Genomic DNA, 21,494 nt, shown 5'->3' on the forward strand with positions numbered 1-21,494 from the left:
TGTTTGGATGCATTGAGGGAGCTGATGCAGTTCTTAAGGTTGTGGAAATTTGTGTTATTCCGTGAAATCCATCTGTCTGAGCGCACCGCGCGAGTTATGGATTTCACGGAATGCCCTTAACAAATTTACAGAACCTCAAGAACTGCCCGCGCACCGAACCGCATCCAAACAAGATGTATGGCGATTCGGGCGCGTCCCTCAAACCAATCCCCCATCAAATAAAATACTCTATCGTCTTCTCTTCCGACAACTTCGTTTTCTCATTAAACAACAAAACTGCTTCCCGCCCCTCTTCCGGTCCAAAAGAATACAGTTCCAGAACTTCCCGGTTAAACATCTCCTCCGGTACGATCCGGTTATACCGGTCCGGCTTGTCCGTCACAAGTACAACCTCCTTTTCCTCAAAAGGCTCTTCCCTGTAATACGGATCAAACATATAAACTATTCCATTTTCTGCCCCGGTAAGAAGCACATAATGCCACTCATCCAGAAAAAGCCTTACAACAACTGCACCACCACGATGCAGCGCATCATTGATATAACTGGTATCACCCAGATAGACATTTTCCCCATGAAGATATTTTGCAGAGATTGCAAGTTGTCCCGTCTTCCCAAATCCATTCAGCCAGTTGCTAAGAAACATCATTGCCGCACAGGAAGTGCCACTTTTTCCGGCAACTCCCTCCGCACTGTAGCAATCCAGGCAATAAAGCATGATATTTCTCAGAATTTCCGGCGGGATTTCCTCCCTTGGAAATAAATAGCTGATCGCATTCTGCATGGACGTCGGTCCACAATCATAATCCGAAAACTGATAATGCAGTGGATTTTTCAAGGTTATTCCTCCGTTCCTTTTACCAGGAATTCTGTGTCTACAAGATTCCAGATCTCATCCCGTCCCTGCTTTGTCTCTGCTGAGAAAGGAATCACAACGGTTCCCGGAAGCAGCTTCAGTCCGGTCTTAATTGCCTTTACCTGCTTCTGTACCTGACTTCGCTTCAGCTTGTCAAGCTTTGTTGCGATAATGATCGGATTGAATCCCTGATCTACGATCCAGTCATACATCATCTTATCATTCGCAGATGGATCATGACGGATATCGATCAGAAGGAAGACGGCTCGCAGCTGTTTAGAGCCATGAAGATAACGCTCGATCAGTTTTCCCCACTGTGCCTTCTCCTGCTCGGAAACCTTTGCATAACCATATCCCGGAAGGTCAACCAGATACATTTCTTCGTTGATATTGTAAAAGTTGATGGTCTGTGTTTTTCCAGGTTTTGCCGAAGTTCTGGCAAGCGCCTTCCGGTTCATCAGTGCATTGATCAGAGAGGATTTGCCGACATTGGATTTTCCGGCAAATGCAATCTCCGGCAGGGTGTGATCCGGCAGTTTACTTGTAATTCCACATACTGTTTCCAGATTTACATTCTTAATTACCATCGTTTTTCCTCCGTGTGCGCACAAGCGCGATCTTCAGAACCTCTTCCATCTGCGATACCGGAATAATCTCCAGTCCCTTCGTAATCTCAGAAGAAAGTTCATCCACATCTTTTTTGTTCTCCTTCGGTACAAGTACCGTCCTGATTCCGGCATTCTTTGCCGCCAGGAGCTTCTCTTTCAGTCCTCCGATCGGAAGTACTCTTCCCCGCAGCGTAATCTCACCCGTCATGGCAAGATCGGCACGCACTTTCTTGTCTGTAATTGCAGAGAGCATCGCAGTCGCCATCGTAATGCCGGCTGAAGGTCCATCTTTCGGAACTGCCCCTTCCGGAATATGGATATGGATATCATGTTTTTCAAAGAAATCTTCAGCAACCTTATATTTACTGCTGATTGACCGGATATAACTGATTCCTGCCTGCGCAGATTCTTTCATCACATCGCCAAGCTGTCCCGTCAGAATGATCTCACCCTTTCCTGGCATTACATTCACTTCAATCTGCAGGGTATCTCCTCCTACACTGGTCCATGCCAGGCCACGGACGATTCCCACCTCATCCTCTGCATTAGCCATCTGATAGGTGTACTTTTCCTTTCCAAGATACTTTTCAATATTCCGCTCTGTTACCTGAACTCTCTTTTTATCATGTTCATAGATCTCTCTGGCAGCTTTCCTGCAGATATTACCGATTTCACGCTCCATCTGACGCACACCGGCTTCCTTGGTGTAGTTCTGCGCAATTTTCCAGATCACACCCTTGCTGATCGTAAGCTGTTCTTTTGTAAGTCCATGTCTTTCCAACTGCTTTGGAATCAAATGTTCTGTCGCAATATGCAGCTTTTCATTCTCCGTATAACTGCTGACCTCAATTACTTCCATACGGTCAAGAAGTGGTCGGGGGATCGTCTGCAGCGAGTTAGCCGTCGTCACAAATGTCACCTCAGACAGATCGACCGGGACTTCCAGATAATGATCACGGAAACGGTTGTTCTGTTCACTGTCCAGCACCTCCAGAAGCGCAGAAAAAGTATCTCCCTTATAGTCTGTGCTGACTTTATCAATCTCATCCAGAAGGAGCAACGGGTTCTTTACCCCGGCGCTCTTAATACCGTTTGCAATCCGTCCCGGCATTGCACCAACATAAGTTTTTCTGTGCCCACGGATTTCAGCCTCATCACGGACACCGCCAAGAGAAATCCTCACATACGGTTTTTTCAGTGCTTTTGCAAGTGATCTTGCAATAGATGTCTTTCCAGTTCCCGGAGGACCTACCAGACACAGAATCGGGCTGTCTCCCTTTTTCGTAAGAGCACGTACTGCCAGAAATTCCAGCACACGTTCTTTAACCTCTTCCAGTCCGTAGTGTTCTGCTTCCAGAAGCTCTTTCGCATATGCAATGTCTGTGAAATCCTCAGCCCGCTTATTCCATGGCATTTCCAGCATGGTTTCGATATATGTACGGATCACACCCGCTTCTGCCGGACTCTGCATGGAATTTTTAAATCTGCCGATCTCTTTTTTCAGCTTTTCTTTTACCTCATCCGGTGCATCCAGCGCTTCTGCCTTCTGTGTAAATTCCTCCGCATCGGAAATTGTAGTATCCTCACCAAGCTCTTCACGGATCAGCTTCAACTGTTCGCGCAGGATATATTCTCTCTGATGCTTATCCACACGCTCTTTCACCTTCATCTGGATTTCATCACGGATGTTTATGATCTGCATCTCATTGACAAGCTTAAAGGAAATAAGCTCATAACGTCTGTCAAAATTAAGTTCTTCCAGGATTTCCTGCAATTCCCGGTAATCCAGAGGCATATTCGCTGCCACCTGATTCACCATCTTTTTCAGATCCGTGATCTCTTTGATCTGGTTTACCATATCTTTTGTGATCTTCGGCATTCTCGCCGCATAATCCAGATACAGATCCCGAAGTCCCCGCATCATCGCTTCCCGGTTGATCTCGCCTGCAATATCCGGATCACTCTCTTCCGGGATCGTGATATTTGCCCGAAGATACGGATCGGTAAATTCTATTGTATTTAAAACCGCTCTCTCTTCTGCTGATACAAGCACCCGCAGAATCTGCTTTGGCAGTTTGATGATCTGTTTTACTGTCGCAACTGTTCCCACACGGTAGAGATCCGCTTCTCCCGGATTTTCCGCTTCCACATCTTTCTGTGTCAGCAAAAAAATCTTCTGGTCGCTTGCCATCGCTTCCTGAACCGCTTCAATCGAGCGTTCACGGCTGATGTCAAAATGAGCCACCATCTCCGGCAGAATTGTCATTCCCCGCAGGGCAACCATTGGCAGACTTTCTGTTCTGTTCATATAGTTTTTTCTCCTGTTAAATAAAAATGGATGCTTCTGGTCTTAACCGTCAGCACCCATTTCCATACGTCTGATTTTCTTATGCACTTTCCGGTCTTGCTTCGATCTTTTCTGTACTCGGTGCTTTCTCCCCAAGTACTGCCTCTTTTGTCACAAGACAGTATTTCAGATTCTCGTCAGACGGTGCTTTATACATGATATCCATCATTACATTTTCCATGATCGCACGGAGTCCTCTGGCTCCTGTCTTACGCTTCAGGGAAGTCTCAGCAATCGCCTCCAGCGCCTCTTTGTCGAATTCCAGTTCCACATCATCCAGCTCCAGAAGCTTCTGGTACTGTTTTACGATCGCATTCTTTGGTTCCGTCAGAATGCGGATCAGATCTTCTTTATCCAGAAGTTCCAGGGATACAGTTACCGGCACACGTCCTACAAGTTCCGGGATCAGTCCGAACTTCACAAGATCCTGTGGAAGGATCTGCTGCAGAAGCCGGTCGATATCTTCCTCATGCCGCTGCGCGATCTGTGCCTCGAATCCAATGGATTTCTTATCTATTCTGTTCTCTATGATCTTATCTATTCCCTCAAACGCTCCACCGCAGATAAATAAAATATTGGTGGTATCGATTTGGATCATCTCCTGCTGCGGATGCTTACGTCCACCCTGTGGCGGTACATTTGCGATTGTACCTTCCAGGATCTTCAGAAGTGCCTGCTGAACACCTTCTCCTGATACATCACGGGTAATCGACGGATTCTCAGATTTTCTTGTGATCTTGTCAATCTCGTCAATATAAATAATTCCGTGCTCTGCACGTTCAATATCACCATCTGCGGCCTGAATGATCTTAAGAAGAATATTCTCTACATCTTCTCCGACATATCCTGCTTCTGTAAGCGCAGTTGCATCTGCAATTGCAAACGGTACATTCAGGATTTTTGCGAGAGACTGTGCCAGAAAAGTCTTACCGCATCCTGTCGGTCCTACCATCAGGATATTACTCTTCTGAAGCTCCACGCCCAGATCTTTTTCTGCCATAATACGCTTATAGTGATTATATACCGCAACAGAAAGTACTTTCTTCGCTTCGTCCTGTCCGATCACATAATCATCCAGAAATGCCTTGATTTCTTCCGGTTTCAGAAGATTGATATCATCATATGCATTTTCTTCTTCATAACCAAGTTCGTCTTCAATGATCTCAGTGCATACATCCACGCACTGGTCGCAGATAAACACCCCGTTTGGTCCGGCGATCATCTTGCGTACCTGACTTTGTGGTTTATTGCAAAAAGAACATCTTACGATTTCTTCATATTTTCCTGCCATATTCTTACCTCGCACTTTTTTACACGTAAAGGGAATGTCCCAATAAGGACATTCCCTTTTCCCGTTAACGGCTTGTAATAACCTTATCAATCAATCCATATGCCAAAGCTTCTTCGGCAGTCTTCCAGTTATCTCTTTCCGTATCTGCACAAATTGTCTCATAACTCTGACCTGTATTTGCAGCCATCAATCTGTTCATTCTTTCTCTGATCTTCAGAATATGCTGTGCATTGATCTCAATCTCGGTTGCCTGACCCTGTGCACCGCCTGAAGGCTGGTGAATCATGATCTCTGCATTCGGAAGGGCATATCTCTTTCCCTTTGCTCCGCCTGCGAGAAGGAAAGCTCCCATACTTGCAGCCATTCCCATACACATCGTAGAGACGTCACATTTGATGTAATTCATAGTGTCGTAGATCGACATACCTGCTGAAATCGATCCACCAGGACTGTTAATATAAAACTGGATATCCTTTTCCGGATCTTCTGCTTCCAGAAACAGCAGCTGCGCTACGATCAGGCTCGCTGATGCATCATTCACTTCGGTATCCAGGAAAATGATTCTGTCTTTTAAAAGTCTTGAATAAATGTCGTAAGAGCGTTCTCCACGGCTTGTCTGTTCAACGACATAAGGTACTAAACTACTCATGTAACACTCCTCCTGCTATATTAAAGTATGAAACAGATACTTATTTTTCTACGGCATTGTCAACTACAAATGTAATTGCTTCCTGAACTGCCATATCCTGCTTCATCTGTTCTTTTTCTTTGTCGCCCATGAAGCTCTTAAGCTTGTCAGCTTCCATCTGGTAAGCTTCTGCCATCTTAGCGATCTCTTCGTCTAATTTTTCATCTGTGATTTCGATGTTTTCTGCTTTTGCAATTGCTTCAAGAACAAGTCTTGTCTTGATTCTCTTCTCAGCCTGCGGACGAAGTTCATCCATCATCTTGTCAGCTGTCATGCCTGTGAACTGCATGTACTGGTCAAGAGTCAGTCCCTGCTGCTGCATTCTCTGAGCGAATTCATCAAGCATCTGTCTTGCCTGTGTATCAACCATAGCTTCCGGAAGATCCATCTTAGCTGATTCGATGATCGCATCTACAGCTGCATCTTCCTGTGCTCTCTTACCATCGTTTACTTTCTGCTCTTTGATCTTAGCTTTGATATCAGTTTTTAATTCATCAAGAGTATCGAATTCTGATACTTCTGAAGCAAATTCATCATCAAGCTCCGGAAGTTCTTTTGCTTTGATCTCATGAACTGTGCATTTGAATACAGCTTCTTTTCCTTTGAGGTCTTCTGCATGGTAATCTTCCGGGAATGTAACCTTAACTTCAACTTCTTTTTCCGGTTCTGCACCGATCAGCTGTTCTTCAAATCCCGGAATGAAAGATCCTGAACCGATTGTCAGCGGATAATTTTCTCCCTTTCCGCCTTCAAAAGCTTCTCCGTCTACAAATCCTTCAAAGTCAAGAACAACTTCGTCTTTATCCTGTACCGGACGTCCTTCTACTGTGATTGTTCTTGCGTTCTTAAGCTGTTCTTCCTCAAGCTTAGCGTCGATTTCTTTCTGTGTTACGCGGTTAGAATATTTCGGAACTTCGATTCCTTTGTATTCGCCAAGTTCTACTTCCGGCTTTGTAGCTACTTCAGCTGTGAAGATGAACGGTTTTCCTTTTTCGATCTGTGTTACATCGATCTTCGGCTGAGATACGATCTCAAGTCCGCTTTCATCGTATGCTTTTGAATATGCTTCCGGAATCAGAGCGTTTGCTGCATCATCATAGAAGATTTCCGGTCCGTACATCTTTTCGATGAGCTGGCGCGGAACTTTTCCTTTACGGAATCCAGGAACATTGATTCTGCCTTTCTGCTTCTGGTATGCTTTCTGAAGTGCTCCTTCTAATTCTTCTGCTGAAACTTCGATTGTGAGTTTCGCCATATTGTGTTCTAACTGTTCAACTTGTAAACTCATTACCATTTCCTCCTAAATTTACATATGCAAAAAGTCGACAGACTTATCTACATTACAATCATTTTACAAGTATAGCACAACTTCTACAGTTTATCAAGCTCTAAAATTCGTTCTATAAAGCCATTTAATTCCTCATCACCGATCGACCAGGTATTCCGCCCTTTTTGCGTCACGGTAAAGATATATTCCTGCTTCTCTCCATACTGCATATCGAGATAAGAACTTCTTAAAAGGCTGTATGCACCGGTCATATAATCCAGCACCATTGCCTCTTTGATTTCTTCATCTGTTCCGCTGTACTTTCCTGCATCTTTGTCTGCCTGGATCTTCTCGGACTCTTCCTTCAGTTTCGGCATGAAGCGGGTAAATACATCCACCGGCTGGTACTTTACTGTCACCTCACAGGTCTTACTCCCCGTCTTTTTCACACCACTTACCTGATAACGGACGGAGCTAAAGATCTCTTTGATCAATACACCATATGTCTCAGAAAAGTCATTTTCCGTCTCCACACCATTTAGCAGATAGTCCTGGACAAAAGCATTGATCCCGTTCTCATAGACCTTCTTCAGATCGCTGTCTGATGCTCCGAGGATTTCCTTTGCTTCCTGGGTTTGTCCCTGAAAAGTCAGATCCAGGTTCGCCTGCACATATTTTTCTGCCTTTCCTTCATTGATCCCACATCCGGCAAGCAGTGTGACCAAAAGCAGCACTGCCAGAAACTCACTGCCTGCTTTTCTCTTTTTCCGGAAACTACCGTTCATAGACTACCTGCCTTGAAATGGTATCTGCACTTTCTTTATCCCGCAGCTCGCTGATCAGCGCAAGTGCAAAATCAATCGCGGTTCCAAGTCCCCGGCTGGTTGTGATATGTCCATCTGTCACTGCCGGCTGACAGGTAACTTCCGCTCCGGTAAGTCCTTCTTCCATTCCCGGATAGCAGATTGCCTTCTTTCCTTTCAGGATTCCCATTCCGCCAAATACGGTCGGTGCCGCACAGATTGCAGCCAGATATTTTTTCTCTTCATTATGTTTTAAGATCAGCTCTTCAAGACCTTTGTGTTCTTTTAAATGGATTGTTCCCGGCATCCCTCCCGGAAGTACCAGCATCTTCACCTCTGAAAAATCTGTATTTTCAAACAGGCTGTCTGCTTTTACTATAATTCCGTGTGCCCCCCGGATCTCTTCCCGTCCCATGATGGAAACGGTTCTGGTCTCAATCCCGGCTCTTCTTAAAAGATCAACAACCGTAAGTCCTTCAATCTCTTCAAATCCATCTGCAAGAAATACACATACTTCACTCATAATCCTGTCCATCCTTTCTTTTTCCTGATGTTCCCCATTGTAACAGAAGCCTGCAAAAATGGCAACTTTCTGCCTTGTCTCCCCTGAAAAACTCCGCTATACTGTTAATGAACGTATAAGGAGGACTTTCCCATGGAAATCGAACGCAAATATCTGATCCATAAGCTTCCGGATCACCTTGAGGCTTATCCTCACCGCACACTTGAGCAGGCTTATCTCTGCACCGAACCGGTTGTCCGTGTCCGCAGGGATGCTGATGACTACATCCTGACCTACAAATCCAAAGGTCTGATGATGCGTGAAGAATACAATCTTCCTCTTACCAAGGAAGCCTACCACCATCTGCTCGAAAAGGCAGACGGACGCATTATCACAAAAGAGCGCTACTGCATCCCTTACGGAGATCATCTCATGATCGAGCTTGATGTCTTCGCCGGTGATCTCGCCCCGCTGCTCCTTGCCGAAGTCGAATTTTCTTCCGAAGAAGAGGCCAATTCCTTTACCCCGCCGGACTGGTTCGGTGAGGATGTCACCTTTTCCAGCAAATATCATAACAGTACACTGAGTCAGAAAAAGGATTGAGAAATTTCCCAATCCTTTTTTCTTCCGCAAATGCACCATCCGGTACATTTACGACCACATTCTTTTTATTAGTCTTCCAGACCAAATCCGTCATGGATTGCAACCAATGCACGGTCTGCATCTTTTTCATCGATCAGAACCGTGATACGGATCTCTGATGTAGAAATCATATTGATATTGATATTGGAATTGCTAAGTGACTCAAACATGGTCGCAGCAACACCCGGATTGCTGAGCATTCCGGCTCCTACGATCGATACCTTTGCAACTTTTTCGTTGTAATTCATCTCTCTGATCGTAAGGGCTTCTTTTCTGGCTTCCAGAACTTCCATTGCCTCTTTAAGATCATCCTGTGATACAGTAAATGTAATGTCTTTTGTTCCGTCACGTCCAACTGACTGAAGAATAATATCTACGTTAATATTATGCTTTGCAAGTGTATTGAAAATCTTAAATGCAGTACCTGGTTTGTCTTCTACACCCATTACTGAAATTCTCGCTGTATTTTTATCTGCCGCAACGCCGGTAATTAACATTTTTTCCACCTTTGCTACCTCCTTGACCAGGGTTCCTTCTTCTGTGTTCAGGCTGGAACGTACAACCAGCTCAACCCCGTATTTTTTCGCCATCTCTACAGAACGATTATGTAAAACCTTTGCCCCTGATGTTGCGAGCTCCAGCATCTCATCGTAGGTGATCTCTTCGATTTTACGCGCATTCGGTACCACTCTCGGGTCTGCAGTGTAAACACCGTCTACGTCTGTATAGATCTCACATTTGTCTGCATGCATTGCAGCCGCAAGTGCCACAGCTGTCGTATCGGATCCACCTCTTCCAAGTGTGGTATAGTCTCCATAATGGTTGACTCCCTGGAATCCGGTTACGATCACGACCTTGCGGTTCTCCAGTTCGTGGGTGATACGGTCTGTATCCACTCTTTTAAATCTCGCATTTCCGTTCCGCGCCGTAGAATGCATCTTTACCTGGAATGCATTCAACGAGATTGCCGGAACATTCAAAAACTGAAGTGCCATTGCCATCAGTGCTACAGATACCTGTTCTCCCGTGGTAAGGAGCATATCAAGTTCTCGTTTTGATGGGTACGGATTGATCTCGGCCGCCTTCTCAAGCAGTTCATCTGTTGTATCTCCCATTGCGGAGAGAACAACGATCACATCATTCCCCATCTGATACTCTTCTGCGCAGCGTCTTGCTACATTAAAGATCCGCTCTTTATCTGCAACTGAACTGCCGCCAAATTTCTTAACTACTAGCATAATTTCCTCCTACAGTTCCTGCATTTTTAGACTTCTTCTTCTACTCTTATCATATGCAGGATTTCCGGATAAGCTTTTGCTTTTTCCTCGTATTCTCCCTCGGTCATCACCGGTGTGACAAAACCAAATTCTCCATTGACTCCTGCCTCTACAAATCTGACTTCACCAAAATCATTGCCGATTCGTTCTTTGAACGCATCCACATTTCCACGGATTCGCACCAGGAACTTCTTGCTGGTCTTGCTTCTGTCTTCCAATGTAAGCTTTTCTTCGCTCCAGAAATTCATGATATCTCTGCCCTGATTCTGTACAACTGCCACAATGTCAGCCACAACCGCACTCGCAGTCGGAAGCTTTCCTGCCCCACTTCCGTAGAACATCGCATCTCCCAGCATATTCCCCTTTACAAATACGGCATTAAATACACCGTTCACACTGTAAAGCGGATGTTCTGCATGAAGAAGCACCGGTGCAACTCCCGCATAAAGAGTTCCATCCACATGCTTACATTCAGCAAGAAGTTTGATATTCATTCCCAGAGCCTTTGCATACTGCATATCTTCTGTTGTGATCTTTGTAATACCTTCGGTATAAATTTCTTCAAAATCTACATATTTTCCTGAGATGATCGATGCAAGGATCGCGATTTTCCGGCATGCATCCTGTCCTTCCACATCAGCAGTCGGATCTGCCTCTGCAAATCCATTCTTCTGTGCTTCACGGAGAACCTCTTCATAGTTCGCTCCCTCATAGAACATCCTGGTCATCATGTAATTGGTTGTTCCGTTCAGGATTCCTGCGATTTCTTCGATTTCATCACCTGTCAGGGATGATCCAAGTGCCCGGAGGATCGGAATCCCCCCTCCCACACTTGCTTCAAAAAGGAAATTCACATTCTTTTCCCGTGCTGTTTTAAGAAGCGCGGATCCATGTTTGGCAACCAACGCCTTATTGGATGTCACGACACTTTTTCCTGCTTCCAGTGCTTTTCTGACAAAGGTATTCGCCGGTTCCACACCGCCCATCACTTCTACTACAATTCCAATCTCCGGATCATTCAGGATAATCTCATAATCATGAACAATCTTTTCCTGGATCTTATCTCCCGGGAAATCCCTCAGATCCAGCACATATTTAACTTCAATTTCTTCTTTTGCCCGTGACGCGATCAGCTTCTGATTTACATCCAGAACCTCTACCACACCAGAACCTACGGTACCATAACCCAATACTGCAATCTTCATCTTTTTGTCTACTCCCTGCCTACGATTTTCAAATAATGCACACCTGAATGCTGTTCAATCTCTTCCACCATCTCCGACAGATTCTTCGTTGTCTGCAGCACCTCCACACTGAGCGTCAGTGTTGCCACCCCGTTGATCGGAATACTCTGGTGAATGGTCAGGATATTCGCCTGATACCTTGCCACCGCGTTTAAAAGCTCTGCCATAACTCCCGGTGTATCATCAAGCTGAATAACCATCGTAACAGTCCTTCCTTTTTCATTTTCGTGAAATGGGAAAATATCATCCTTATATTTATAGAAAGAACTTCTGCTGATACCGATCTCTTCTGTCGCTTCCTGAATCGTCATTCCACGTCTGGTTGCGAGCAGTCTCTTTGTCTCGACAACCTTTATGAGCACCTCCGGCACTGCTTTTTTCTTTACCACATAGTACTTTGTATTATCCATTGTTACTCCTCTGTTTCAGATAAGCATTGATAAATGGATCCAGCTCCCCATCCAGAACTGCACTTACATTTCCGGTCTCTTCTCCGGTACGGTGATCCTTGACCAGATTGTAAGGATGTAAAATATAGGATCGGATCTGGCTTCCAAAATTGATATCCTGGACTTCCCCCCGGATGCCGGATACCTTTTCTTCCTGCTCCTGCTTTTTCAAAAGATACAGCTTGGCTTTCAACATCTGCATCGCTTTGTCCTTATTAAAAAGCTGCGAACGTTCATTCTGACACTGCACTACGATTCCTGTCGGAAGATGCGTAATCCGCACCGCAGACGAAGTCTTGTTGATATGCTGTCCTCCGGCTCCGCTCGAACGGTAGGTATCGATCCGCAGGTCGTCATCATTCAGCTCAATGTCAATATCATCTTCAATATCCGGTATCACATCACAGGATGCAAAAGATGTCTGCCTCTTGCCTGCTGAATTGAACGGAGAAATACGCACCAGACGGTGCACTCCCTTTTCTGACTGAAAATAGCCATATGCATTATCTCCCGTTACTTCAAACGTGATTCCTTTCAGTCCGGTAATATCTCCGTCCTGATAGTCCAGCACGGTTATCTGAAATCCTTTTGACTGTGCATATCTTGTATACATACGATACAGCATATTTGCCCAGTCACAGCTGTCTGTTCCTCCGGCTCCTGCATGCAGTGTCACGATCGCATTGCAGGAATCATATTCCCCGGAAAGAAGTGTCCGGATCCTGAGATCTTCAAATTCTTTTTCAAATTTAGAGATCTCACGCTGGATCTCTTTGATCATCTCCCGGTCTTCTTCCTCTTCCGTAAGTTCGATCAGTGCATTGATATCTTCATATGAACTTTCCAGATCCTGGACCTCCTTCACACAGTCCTGCATTTTCCGGAGTTCCTTCATGATCCTCTGTGAAAGCTCTGTCTTGTCCCAGAACCCTGGTTCTTCTATCTTTCTTTCCAGCTCTTCAATCCGTTTTTCTTTGCCTGCCAGGTCAAAGTGAATCCCTCATTTCCTTCAGGGGTTCTTCATACGCATTTAATGTCTGCTTAAATCCGTCTAATTCAACCACTGTATCACCTCAAATCTCATAAAATTATATAAAAACCCAAACTGTCGTATTTTATTTTCTTCCGCAGCACTGTTTGTATTTCTTGCCGCTTCCACACGGGCATGGATCATTTGGATATATCTTTTTCTCGGCACGTACCTTTGGTCCCTTTGCAACACTGTCATCTTTATTGGTACCGGTTACTTTTGCAACCTGTTCTCTTTCAACCTTCTGTTCTACATTGACATGGAAGAGAAGTCTGACTGTATCCACTTCGATTGCACGTGTCATTTCACCGAACATATCATATCCGATCATCTTGTATTCAACCAGAGGATCTCTCTGTCCGTAAGCCTGCAGACCGATTCCCTGACGTAACTGATCCATATCATCAATGTGATCCATCCATTTTGCATCGATCACACGCAGAAGGAACACACGCTCTACCTCACGCAGATGCTCTGCTTCCGGGAACTGTGCTTCTTTTTCTTCATATGCTTTTGCAGCACGTTCTTTCAGGAGATGCTTGATCTCTTTTGGCTCTTTATCCTTTGCATCTTCCTCCGTAACCGGCGGAAGCGTTGGAATCACATCCAGAAGGTCTCGGTTCATTGCTCCAAGATCCCATTCTTCAAAATCCTGTTCCTCGGAAAGATTGGCATCGACGGTATTTTCCACAAAATCTGTGATCATATGGAAGATAGAATCTCTCATATTCTCACCGTCAAGGACTCTGCGTCTTTCATCATAGATGATCTCTCTCTGTTCATTCATTACCTGGTCATATTCAAGCAGATTCTTACGAATACCAAAGTTGTTGCTCTCAATCTTCTTCTGAGCCTTCTCAATCGCACTTGAAAGCATCTTGTGCTCGATCTGTTCTCCTTCTTCTACTCCAAGCTTGGTAAATACATCCATCAGTCTCTCGGAACCAAACAGACGCATCAGGTCATCCTCCAGAGAGATATAGAATCTGGATTCTCCCGGATCGCCCTGACGTCCGGCACGTCCACGCAGCTGGTTGTCAATACGGCGGGACTCATGACGTTCTGTACCGATGATCTTCAGTCCGCCGGCTGCTCTTGATTCTTCATCAAGCTTGATATCTGTACCACGGCCTGCCATGTTGGTTGCGATCGTAACAGCCCCATGCTGTCCTGCCTGTGCAACGATCTCAGCCTCCAGTTCATGGAACTTGGCATTCAGTACATTATGTTTTACGCCGCGTTTACTGAGCATCTTACTGAGGAGCTCGGAAGTTTCGATCGTGATCGTACCAACCAGAACCGGCTGTTCTTTTTCATGTGCTTCACAGATCGCATCAATAACTGCGTTAAATTTCTCTTTCTTTGATTTGTAAACAGCATCCTCCAAGTCAATTCTCTGTACCGGAACATTCGTCGGAATCTCAATAACGTCCATTCCGTAAATGTCACGGAACTCCTGTTCCTCGGTAAGGGCTGTACCTGTCATACCGGATTTCTTCTCATATTTATTAAATAAATTCTGGAATGTAATGGTAGCCAGAGTCTTGCTTTCTCTCTTGACCTTTACATGCTCTTTTGCTTCGATTGCCTGATGAAGTCCGTCAGAATAACGGCGTCCCGGCATGATACGTCCGGTAAATTCATCAACGATCAGAACCTCATCATCTTTTACTACATAATCCTGGTCACGGAACATCAGATTATGTGCACGCAGTGCCAGAATGATGTTGTGCTGGATCTCCAGATTCTCCGGATCAGCAAGGTTCTCAATATGGAAGAACTTCTCAACCTTCTTCACACCGTCTTCGGTCAGGTTGATGTTCTTTTCTTTTTCATTGACAATGAAGTCTCCGGTCTCTTCGATCTCTTCTCCCATGATCGCATTCATCTTGGAGAATTCCCCGCTTGCCTCACCTCTCTCCAGCTGTCTTGCCAGAATATCACATGCTTCGTAAAGTCTGGTTGACTTTCCACTCTGCCCGGAAATGATAAGCGGTGTTCTTGCTTCATCAATAAGAACGGAATCGACCTCATCGATGATCGCATATTTCATTCCACGCTGTACCAGCTGTTCTTTATAGATGACCATGTTATCACGCAGATAATCAAAACCAAGTTCATTGTTGGTGACATAAGTAATATCGCAATTGTACTGTTCTCTACGTTCGTCATTATCCATCTGGTTCAGGACAACTCCGACAGTCAGTCCCAGAAATTCATGGACTTTTCCCATCCACTCGGCATCACGCTTTGCCAGATAGTCATTGACTGTTACAATATGCACGCCTTCTCCGGTTAACGCATTTAAATAAGCCGGAAGAGTCGATACCAGGGTCTTACCTTCACCAGTTCTCATCTCAGCAATACGTCCCTGATGCAGGATGATACCACCGATCATCTGTACGCGGTAGTGGCGCATTCCAAGTACACGGACAGCTGCCTCTCTTACAACAGCAAACGCTTCCGGAAGAAGATCATCCAGTGTCTCTCCTTTTGCAAGCCTCTCCTTGAATTCTTTCGTCTTTTCTTTTAATTCCTCATCGGAGAGCTTCTGCATCTCCGGCTCCAGCGCATCAATATGATCCACGATCGGGTAGATCCGCTTCAATTCATGTTCGCTGTGCGTTCCAAATATCTTTTCAATAATTCCCATTTTATTAAGCTCCTTATATTCCTTGCTTATCACTTCTGTCTGAAGCGTTTTGCTTTTTTCCGCTATAGATAGACAGTATCCATTGTAGCACCATTTCTTTTATTCTTCAATCAGTTTATTTCACCGCTTCTGTCAGCCCGGCATACGGAATCTTACCGCCAAAAAGATCCAGTGCGCTGCCAATCGTATAGTCCAGCTTTTCCCCGCTGATCCGCGCAAACTCCCGCAGATCCTCCATGCTTCCAATTCCACCGGCATAGGTGATTGGAAGTCCGTTCCACGCCGCAAGCATCCTGACCAGATCCTCCTCTGTACCAGATGCTTTTCCTTCTACATCAACCCCGTGAACCAGAAATTCATCGCACCATCCGGACAGCTCTTCCAGAACCTCCGGTATCAGTCTGAGCTCAGTAAATGTCTGCCATCTGTTGGTCACAATATAATAACTGTCCTCCCGCCTCCGGCAGCTGAGATCCAGTACCAGATGCTCTTTCCCTACTGCCTTTTTCAGCCGGTCCAGCCGGTCATACCGCACCTGTCCATCCTGAAATACATAGGATGTAACGATCACATGACTTGCTCCCTCCTCCAGATACTCTGCAGCATTTTCTGCAGTAATTCCTCCGCCGATCTGCATTCCGCCCGGATAGGCATGTAGTGCTTTCAGCGCCTGCGTCTTTGTCGCATCATAGTATTCCGATGTCGGCGGATTCAGCAAAATAATGTGTCCTCCGGTAAGTCCGTCTTTCTTATACATTGTCGCATAATAGTCTGCATCCTGTCTGGATATGTAATTTTCTACCGCTGCATTTCCTGCATCCTTCAGGCTGCCACCCACAATCTGCTTGACTGCACCGTTATGAATATCTATACATGGTCGAAATTTCATGAAGTCCTCCGTTTTTTCTGTTGATCTCGTCTTTGCATACCGTCATATTGTATCACACCCACGGACACTTTACCACCTTTTGTCTGCAAAAAAGGCAAGACTTTTCCGCAAAGTCTTGCCTTTTCCCTATTCCTGACCATCTATTGTATGATTATCATTTACATTCCGGTCATCTGTCCTGTTTCTGGTCATATCATCGACTCCGTCTTCCACATCATCCACTACATCGTCAACACCATCTCCGATATCGTTTGTGACATCATTTACCGTTCCGTTCTGATTTGTTCCACCAGTATTCGTATCCGGATTTGCAGCGTTATCACCATTTCCACACGCTGTAATTCCTCCCATCAGCATCACACAGGTAAAAACCAGAGCCATTCTTTTTAGATATTGCATGTTGTAATTCTCCTTTTTCTGTAAAATACTTGTACTATTACTATCCGCAGAAAAAGGATTTTTATACTTATTTTTAAATTTTTTCGATGATCTGACCACTTCTGTAAGCATCCAGCAATGCCTCCAGATCCCGGATCCGTTCCTTCAGTGCTTTTCCAACATCAGTATCTCCTACCGTCTTGCGTTCGAGCGTCCGCTTTACGATCACACTGTCCGAATGGATATCTCTTTCTTTTTCAATAGCTGCCTCCGTCGACTCAAACGGGTCATGTGCCGCAAGGATCAGTCCATAGGAATTATAGATCAGTGTGTATCCTGCAATTCCGGTTTCTTTCTGGTACGCTTTTGAAAATCCACCATCAATAACAAGCACTTTTCCGCCACATTTGACCGGATTCTCTCCATTTTTCGTTTTCACCGGAACATGTCCGTTGATGATATGGGAAATCTCTCTGTCCAGACCAAATTCATCCAGGATTCCGTTCATCACATTTTCATCTTCAAGAAGTAGATAATACGCATTCTTTTTCTCTTTCCACAGCTCCTTTTCTGCAAGGAAATAACGCTCAAAGGTCGCCATTTTATCTTTGCCAAAAAGAGGAGAATTCGCACCCTGCCAGATATACCACATCAGGTCACGCCCTTTTTTCTTTTCATCCGGATCTACCGCAAAAAATCCTTTTCTCACATAGGACTCCATCACATCATAAAGTGCCCTTCCCTGATAGCTTTTACCGTATATCTTTACCTTTCTGAGTGATCCGTCATCATTCAGCGGAACACAGCCGTGATACAGCAGATTGGAATTGTAAATCTTGTAAAGACTTCCTTTGTTCAAAAGGAAACGCATATGCCGCTGCAGTTTTTCACAGCTCTGGAACGCTTTCACCAGGCGGTTCATGATCTCTTCTTCCTCAGCAGAAAGCTGATATGGATTCTTCGGATCTATGGTCGGAAAATAATCATCCAGAAGCTGATAGATTTTTCCTTCTATCGTTATGGTCCCTTCCTCGTAGTTGATCTTATCCAGAAAGTTTCTTCTCTGGAAACCAAATTCCGGATAAAGCTCTGCTGCCAGTCCTTCTACTTTGAACTGAATAACAGAAATTGCCTTGTGCATTTTCATATTCAGTTCCAGCTCCTGTGGTTTGCAGTTGTCCTGCCCTTTTAATAAAAAGCACTCACACGGATCTTTTGCATACTGTTTCCATGCGAAAGTTGCAAGTGGAAGCAGATTGATCCCATATCCATCCTCCAGAATATCCAGATTCCCATAGCGGGCACAGATACGGATCACATTCGCAATACAGCATTTCTGCCCTGCTGCCGCTCCCATCCACAGGATATCATGATTCCCCCACTGGATGTCCACCGAATGGTACTCCATCAGCTTGTCCATGATCAGATGTGGTCCCGGACCTCTGTCGTAAATATCACCGACAATATGCAGGTGATCCACAACCAGACGCTGGATCAGTTCACATAAAGCTACAATAAATTCCTCCGCTCGTCCGATCTGGATAATTGTACTGATGATCGAATTATAATATGATTCCTTATCTGTCATTCCTGACTTTTCTGTGATCAGTTCCTCGATCACATATGCAAAATCCTTCGGGAGCGCTTTTCTGACCTTCGATCTGGTATATTTGCTCGCCGAGCGTTTTGCTACCTCGATCAGACGGTACAGCATGATCTTGTACCAGTCATCCATATTCGGTTCTTCTTCCCGGATCCGCTCCATCTTCTCCCGCGGATAGTAGATCAAAGTTGCCAGTGTCTGCTTGTCCCTGCTGCTCATTGTGTTTGCAAATACATCATCGACCTTGCGCTTTACCGAACCCGATCCGTTCTTCAGCACATGTGCAAACGCTTCATATTCCCCGTGAATATCCGTCAGAAAATGTTCCGTTCCTTTTGGAAGATTCACGATTGCCTGCAAGTTAATAATTTCTGTGGACGCAGCTGCGATTGATGGAAATAATTCCGACAGCCCTTCCAGATATTTCTCCTCTAATGCTTTCATAACTTCCTCCCTCTTGTACAAAAGCTTTTTCTGCTTACAGTCCGATCACATCACTCATATCGTACATTCCTGCCGGTTTTCCGGCCAGGAATTTGGCAGCTTCTACTGCACCTTTTCCAAAAATTGCTTTTGAATATGCAGTGTGGTGGAATTCGATCACTTCATCTGCCCCCGCAAAGATGACGTCATGCTGTCCAACGATTGTGCCTCCACGTACTGCAACGATCCCGATTTCGTTTTTCTCACGTTTTTTTCGTTCATGGCTGCGGTCATAATTGTATACATACTGGTCAGCCATCGCTTCATTAATCGAATCCGCAAGTGCGATCGCTGTTCCACTTGGAGCATCAACTTTCTGATTATGATGTTTTTCAACAATTTCAATATCAAAGCCTGCCGGAGCAAGAACCTTTGCTGCATCCTTTAAAAGCTTCATCAGAAGATTGACTCCCAGCGACATATTTGCAGAGCGGAGAACTGCCACTTTTTCTCCTGCTTCTTTCACCTTTGCAAGCTGTTCCTCTGAAAGTCCTGTTGTGCACAGAACAACCGGAAGCGTTTTCTCCACACATACATCCAGAAGCTCATCAACTGCTGCTGCGTTTGAGAAATCAATAACAACATCTGCCTGCACATCACACTCTGCAAGGCTTGCAAATACCGGATATGGATTCTCGATTCCGGTAAATTTATCAATACCTGCCACGATCTCGATCACATCATCCTCCTTTATAAGTCCTGAGATCACCTGTCCCATTTTTCCGTTACATCCATGCATAATTGCCTTAACCATTTGTAGTCCTCCTTGTTATCTCTATGTTCTTGTGTATCTTTTCACAAATTCCTGTATAGCACAAAAGGAACTGATGGATACTCCAGTCAGTCCCTTTTCTCTATAATCTGACCCTTTATTATGCCAGTTTGATTCCAAATGCTTCCAGTTCTTTTGCAAGCTGTGCTGTATGTGCTTCTGTCATCTCTGTCAGAGGCATACGCAGCGGACCTGCCTGCCATCCCATCAGATTTAAAGCCTTTTTAACCGGAATCGGATTCACTTCACAGAATAACTTCTCGATCAGCGGAATCGCATCCAGCTGCATCTTACAGCTTCCCTTGACATCTCCTTCAAAGAACTTTGCACAGATGTCATGTGTATACTGCGGAGCCACATTCGCAAGAACTGAGATGACACCCTTTCCTCCAACAGAAAGGAGCGGTACAATCTGGTCATCATTGCCTGAATACAGATCGATCTTGCCATCTGTCAGCTGCATGATCTTCGAAATCTGGGAAATATTGCCTGATGCTTCTTTTACCGCAACAATATTCTCTATATTTTTATGTAAAGTCGCAACTGTCTCCGGAGCAATATTCACACCGGTACGGCTCGCCACACTGTAAAGGATGATTGGTGCTTTTGCTTCTTTTGCAACAGCGGTATAATGTGCGATCAGTCCGTCCTGTGTACATTTGTTATAATATGGTGTTACAAGCAGAAGTCCGTCTGCACCGTCTTCTACTGCCTCTTTTGACATCTGGATCGTTGTGTAGGTACTGTTGGAACCGGTACCTGCGATCACCGGGATTCTTCCCTTGACACGCTCGATCGCAAATTTGATGCATTCCATGTGCTCTTCTTCTGATAAAGTAGAAGATTCACCTGTTGTTCCGCAGATGATAATACTGTCGGTCCCATGTGTACAATGGTAGTCCAGCATTTCATCCAGTTTGTCATAATTTATACTCTCGTCCTCATGAAACGGCGTTACAAGTGCCACTCCTGATCCTGTAAATATAGCCATAATATTCCTCCTGACATGTTGCTTTATGATACTAAACGATTAAAATAAGTTTAGCATTAAATGCAGGCACTGTCAATCAGAGTCTTTTCCAGTTTACTGACCGAAACTTCATAGGCAACCCTCTTTTCTGTCTCGGTATCTGAAATCCGTTTTACATATTCCCTGCTCTGGATCCTTCCCAGAATCTGTACATGCTCTCCCACTTCAAAGCCGGAGGCATATCTTGCATTTCTCCCCCAGCAGATACATGGAATATAATCAGATTTTCCATACGGGCGGTTAACCGCAAGCAAAAGATCTGCGATCTCCCTTCCAAGCGGTGTCTTCCGGTAGATCGGTTCCTTGCAGATATAGCCATCCAGCCAGATACTGTTGGTCTTGGTCCCGTCAGGTTCTTCTTCCATAAAGGAAATCTCCCGTACAAATACGGATAATACCAGACGGTTTTTCTGCTCTTCATGCCGGTTGTAAGAGCGGAACTGTCCGTGCACCATAATATACTCTCCGGTATAATCCTGTGTCACGTCGATCAGTCTCTCTGAGATCATCAGCGGGATACGGTCTTCTGAATTGCTCAGTCTTTTCACTTCTACCTCTACCATATAAAACCCTTCTCCGAAGACCTCATGGCTGAATGAAAATTCAGTTGCTACCTTTCCCATGATCGTTACCTGGTTATTTTCAATAATCTTATCTGACATAATAATGTAAATCTCCTTCCTCT

20 protein-coding genes are annotated in these 21,494 nt (G+C 44.9%); 1 reads left to right on the top strand and 19 read right to left on the bottom strand.

The window, feature by feature from the left end; genetic code table 11:
* Positions 1-214: 214 nt before the first annotated feature.
* The 8 genes from G4407_RS02730 to G4407_RS02765 all read right to left on the bottom strand — a co-directional run bounded on the left by G4407_RS02730 (position 215) and on the right by G4407_RS02765 (position 8,380).
* Positions 215-835, bottom strand: coding sequence for a peptidase C39 (locus G4407_RS02730; protein ID WP_173687642.1), 621 nt, complete (start codon positions 833-835; stop codon positions 215-217).
* Between the two features lie 2 nt (positions 836-837).
* A complete protein-coding gene (gene yihA / locus G4407_RS02735; protein ID WP_173687643.1) occupies positions 838-1,440 on the bottom strand; it encodes a ribosome biogenesis GTP-binding protein YihA/YsxC in 603 nt (200 codons plus the stop codon).
* Positions 1,430-3,769, bottom strand: a complete 2,340-nt coding sequence (lon, locus tag G4407_RS02740) for an endopeptidase La (protein ID WP_173687644.1) — start codon at positions 3,767-3,769, stop codon at positions 1,430-1,432. Before lon ends, yihA begins: the two co-directional genes overlap by 11 nt.
* A gap of 79 nt (positions 3,770-3,848) precedes the next feature.
* Positions 3,849-5,099, bottom strand: coding sequence for an ATP-dependent Clp protease ATP-binding subunit ClpX (gene clpX, locus G4407_RS02745; RefSeq protein ID WP_008374524.1), 1,251 nt, complete (start codon positions 5,097-5,099; stop codon positions 3,849-3,851).
* Positions 5,100-5,163: 64 nt separating this feature from the next.
* Complete coding sequence (gene clpP, locus G4407_RS02750; protein WP_008374523.1) at positions 5,164-5,748, bottom strand: ATP-dependent Clp endopeptidase proteolytic subunit ClpP; 585 nt, start codon at positions 5,746-5,748, stop codon at positions 5,164-5,166.
* Between the two features lie 40 nt (positions 5,749-5,788).
* On the bottom strand, positions 5,789-7,075 hold the full coding sequence (gene tig, locus G4407_RS02755; RefSeq protein WP_173687645.1) for a trigger factor: 1,287 nt from the start codon (positions 7,073-7,075) through the stop codon (positions 5,789-5,791).
* Positions 7,076-7,158: 83 nt separating this feature from the next.
* Positions 7,159-7,839 carry a hypothetical protein gene (locus G4407_RS02760; protein WP_173687646.1) on the bottom strand — a complete coding sequence of 227 codons (681 nt, stop codon included), beginning with the start codon at positions 7,837-7,839 and terminating at the stop codon, positions 7,159-7,161.
* Positions 7,829-8,380 carry a DJ-1 family glyoxalase III gene (locus tag G4407_RS02765; RefSeq protein ID WP_173687647.1) on the bottom strand — a complete coding sequence of 184 codons (552 nt, stop codon included), beginning with the start codon at positions 8,378-8,380 and terminating at the stop codon, positions 7,829-7,831. Before G4407_RS02765 ends, G4407_RS02760 begins: the two co-directional genes overlap by 11 nt.
* A gap of 132 nt (positions 8,381-8,512) precedes the next feature.
* Here G4407_RS02765 and G4407_RS02770 point away from each other — a divergent pair, with 132 nt between their 5' ends.
* Positions 8,513-8,962, top strand: a complete 450-nt coding sequence (locus tag G4407_RS02770; RefSeq protein ID WP_173687648.1) for a CYTH domain-containing protein — start codon at positions 8,513-8,515, stop codon at positions 8,960-8,962.
* A 68-nt stretch (positions 8,963-9,030) separates the two neighbouring features.
* Here G4407_RS02770 and G4407_RS02775 read toward each other — a convergent pair whose 3' ends face one another.
* From G4407_RS02775 to G4407_RS02825, 11 genes are all read right to left on the bottom strand, one after another.
* Positions 9,031-10,239 (bottom strand): aspartate kinase, encoded by a 1,209-nt coding sequence (locus tag G4407_RS02775; protein WP_173687649.1) that lies wholly within the window; start codon positions 10,237-10,239, stop codon positions 9,031-9,033.
* Positions 10,240-10,265: 26 nt separating this feature from the next.
* Positions 10,266-11,483: a homoserine dehydrogenase gene (locus G4407_RS02780; protein ID WP_173687650.1), complete on the bottom strand. Its 1,218-nt coding sequence runs from the start codon at positions 11,481-11,483 to the stop codon at positions 10,266-10,268.
* 8 nt (positions 11,484-11,491) lie between these two features.
* Positions 11,492-11,932 carry an ACT domain-containing protein gene (locus G4407_RS02785; RefSeq protein ID WP_008374505.1) on the bottom strand — a complete coding sequence of 147 codons (441 nt, stop codon included), beginning with the start codon at positions 11,930-11,932 and terminating at the stop codon, positions 11,492-11,494.
* A protein-coding gene (gene prfB / locus G4407_RS02790; protein WP_173687651.1) for a peptide chain release factor 2 occupies positions 11,925-13,035 on the bottom strand; the annotation gives its coding sequence in 2 pieces (ribosomal slippage) (positions 11,925-12,959 and positions 12,961-13,035; 1,110 coding nt in all). Before prfB ends, G4407_RS02785 begins: the two co-directional genes overlap by 8 nt.
* A 51-nt stretch (positions 13,036-13,086) precedes the next feature.
* Positions 13,087-15,654: a preprotein translocase subunit SecA gene (gene secA, locus G4407_RS02795; protein WP_173687652.1), complete on the bottom strand. Its 2,568-nt coding sequence runs from the start codon at positions 15,652-15,654 to the stop codon at positions 13,087-13,089.
* A gap of 115 nt (positions 15,655-15,769) precedes the next feature.
* A complete protein-coding gene (hisA, locus tag G4407_RS02800) occupies positions 15,770-16,543 on the bottom strand; it encodes a phosphoribosylformimino-5-aminoimidazole carboxamide ribotide isomerase (protein ID WP_173687653.1) in 774 nt (257 codons plus the stop codon).
* 126 nt (positions 16,544-16,669) lie between these two features.
* Positions 16,670-16,942, bottom strand: coding sequence for a hypothetical protein (locus G4407_RS02805; protein WP_173687654.1), 273 nt, complete (start codon positions 16,940-16,942; stop codon positions 16,670-16,672).
* A gap of 73 nt (positions 16,943-17,015) precedes the next feature.
* Complete coding sequence (locus tag G4407_RS02810; RefSeq protein WP_173687655.1) at positions 17,016-18,968, bottom strand: fructose-1,6-bisphosphatase; 1,953 nt, start codon at positions 18,966-18,968, stop codon at positions 17,016-17,018.
* A 34-nt stretch (positions 18,969-19,002) separates the two neighbouring features.
* Positions 19,003-19,761, bottom strand: a complete 759-nt coding sequence (gene dapB, locus G4407_RS02815; protein ID WP_173687656.1) for a 4-hydroxy-tetrahydrodipicolinate reductase — start codon at positions 19,759-19,761, stop codon at positions 19,003-19,005.
* A 118-nt stretch (positions 19,762-19,879) separates the two neighbouring features.
* Positions 19,880-20,770 (bottom strand): 4-hydroxy-tetrahydrodipicolinate synthase, encoded by an 891-nt coding sequence (gene dapA, locus G4407_RS02820; protein WP_173687657.1) that lies wholly within the window; start codon positions 20,768-20,770, stop codon positions 19,880-19,882.
* A 56-nt stretch (positions 20,771-20,826) separates the two neighbouring features.
* Positions 20,827-21,471 carry a single-stranded DNA-binding protein gene (locus G4407_RS02825; protein WP_173687658.1) on the bottom strand — a complete coding sequence of 215 codons (645 nt, stop codon included), beginning with the start codon at positions 21,469-21,471 and terminating at the stop codon, positions 20,827-20,829.
* Positions 21,472-21,494 lie beyond the last annotated feature (23 nt).

Source organism: Allocoprococcus comes, from assembly GCF_013300725.1.
Lineage (GTDB): Bacteria > Bacillota > Clostridia > Lachnospirales > Lachnospiraceae > Allocoprococcus > Allocoprococcus comes_A.

Coding starts and splice junctions, on each gene's coding strand:
- clpX (WP_008374524.1), bottom strand. CDS start 5,099: ATGGCAGGAAAATATGAAGAAATCGTAAGATGTTCTTTTTGCAATAAA.
- hisA (WP_173687653.1), bottom strand. CDS start 16,543: ATGAAATTTCGACCATGTATAGATATTCATAACGGTGCAGTCAAGCAG.
- G4407_RS02805 (WP_173687654.1), bottom strand. CDS start 16,942: ATGCAATATCTAAAAAGAATGGCTCTGGTTTTTACCTGTGTGATGCTG.
- G4407_RS02780 (WP_173687650.1), bottom strand. CDS start 11,483: ATGAAGATTGCAGTATTGGGTTATGGTACCGTAGGTTCTGGTGTGGTA.
- G4407_RS02810 (WP_173687655.1), bottom strand. CDS start 18,968: ATGAAAGCATTAGAGGAGAAATATCTGGAAGGGCTGTCGGAATTATTT.
- lon (WP_173687644.1), bottom strand. CDS start 3,769: ATGAACAGAACAGAAAGTCTGCCAATGGTTGCCCTGCGGGGAATGACA.
- G4407_RS02765 (WP_173687647.1), bottom strand. CDS start 8,380: ATGAGTGAAGTATGTGTATTTCTTGCAGATGGATTTGAAGAGATTGAA.
- G4407_RS02825 (WP_173687658.1), bottom strand. CDS start 21,471: ATGTCAGATAAGATTATTGAAAATAACCAGGTAACGATCATGGGAAAG.
- yihA (WP_173687643.1), bottom strand. CDS start 1,440: ATGGTAATTAAGAATGTAAATCTGGAAACAGTATGTGGAATTACAAGT.
- G4407_RS02785 (WP_008374505.1), bottom strand. CDS start 11,932: ATGGATAATACAAAGTACTATGTGGTAAAGAAAAAAGCAGTGCCGGAG.
- dapB (WP_173687656.1), bottom strand. CDS start 19,761: ATGGTTAAGGCAATTATGCATGGATGTAACGGAAAAATGGGACAGGTG.
- clpP (WP_008374523.1), bottom strand. CDS start 5,748: ATGAGTAGTTTAGTACCTTATGTCGTTGAACAGACAAGCCGTGGAGAA.
- G4407_RS02770 (WP_173687648.1), top strand. CDS start 8,513: ATGGAAATCGAACGCAAATATCTGATCCATAAGCTTCCGGATCACCTT.
- dapA (WP_173687657.1), bottom strand. CDS start 20,770: ATGGCTATATTTACAGGATCAGGAGTGGCACTTGTAACGCCGTTTCAT.
- secA (WP_173687652.1), bottom strand. CDS start 15,654: ATGGGAATTATTGAAAAGATATTTGGAACGCACAGCGAACATGAATTG.
- tig (WP_173687645.1), bottom strand. CDS start 7,075: ATGAGTTTACAAGTTGAACAGTTAGAACACAATATGGCGAAACTCACA.
- G4407_RS02760 (WP_173687646.1), bottom strand. CDS start 7,839: ATGAACGGTAGTTTCCGGAAAAAGAGAAAAGCAGGCAGTGAGTTTCTG.
- G4407_RS02775 (WP_173687649.1), bottom strand. CDS start 10,239: ATGCTAGTAGTTAAGAAATTTGGCGGCAGTTCAGTTGCAGATAAAGAG.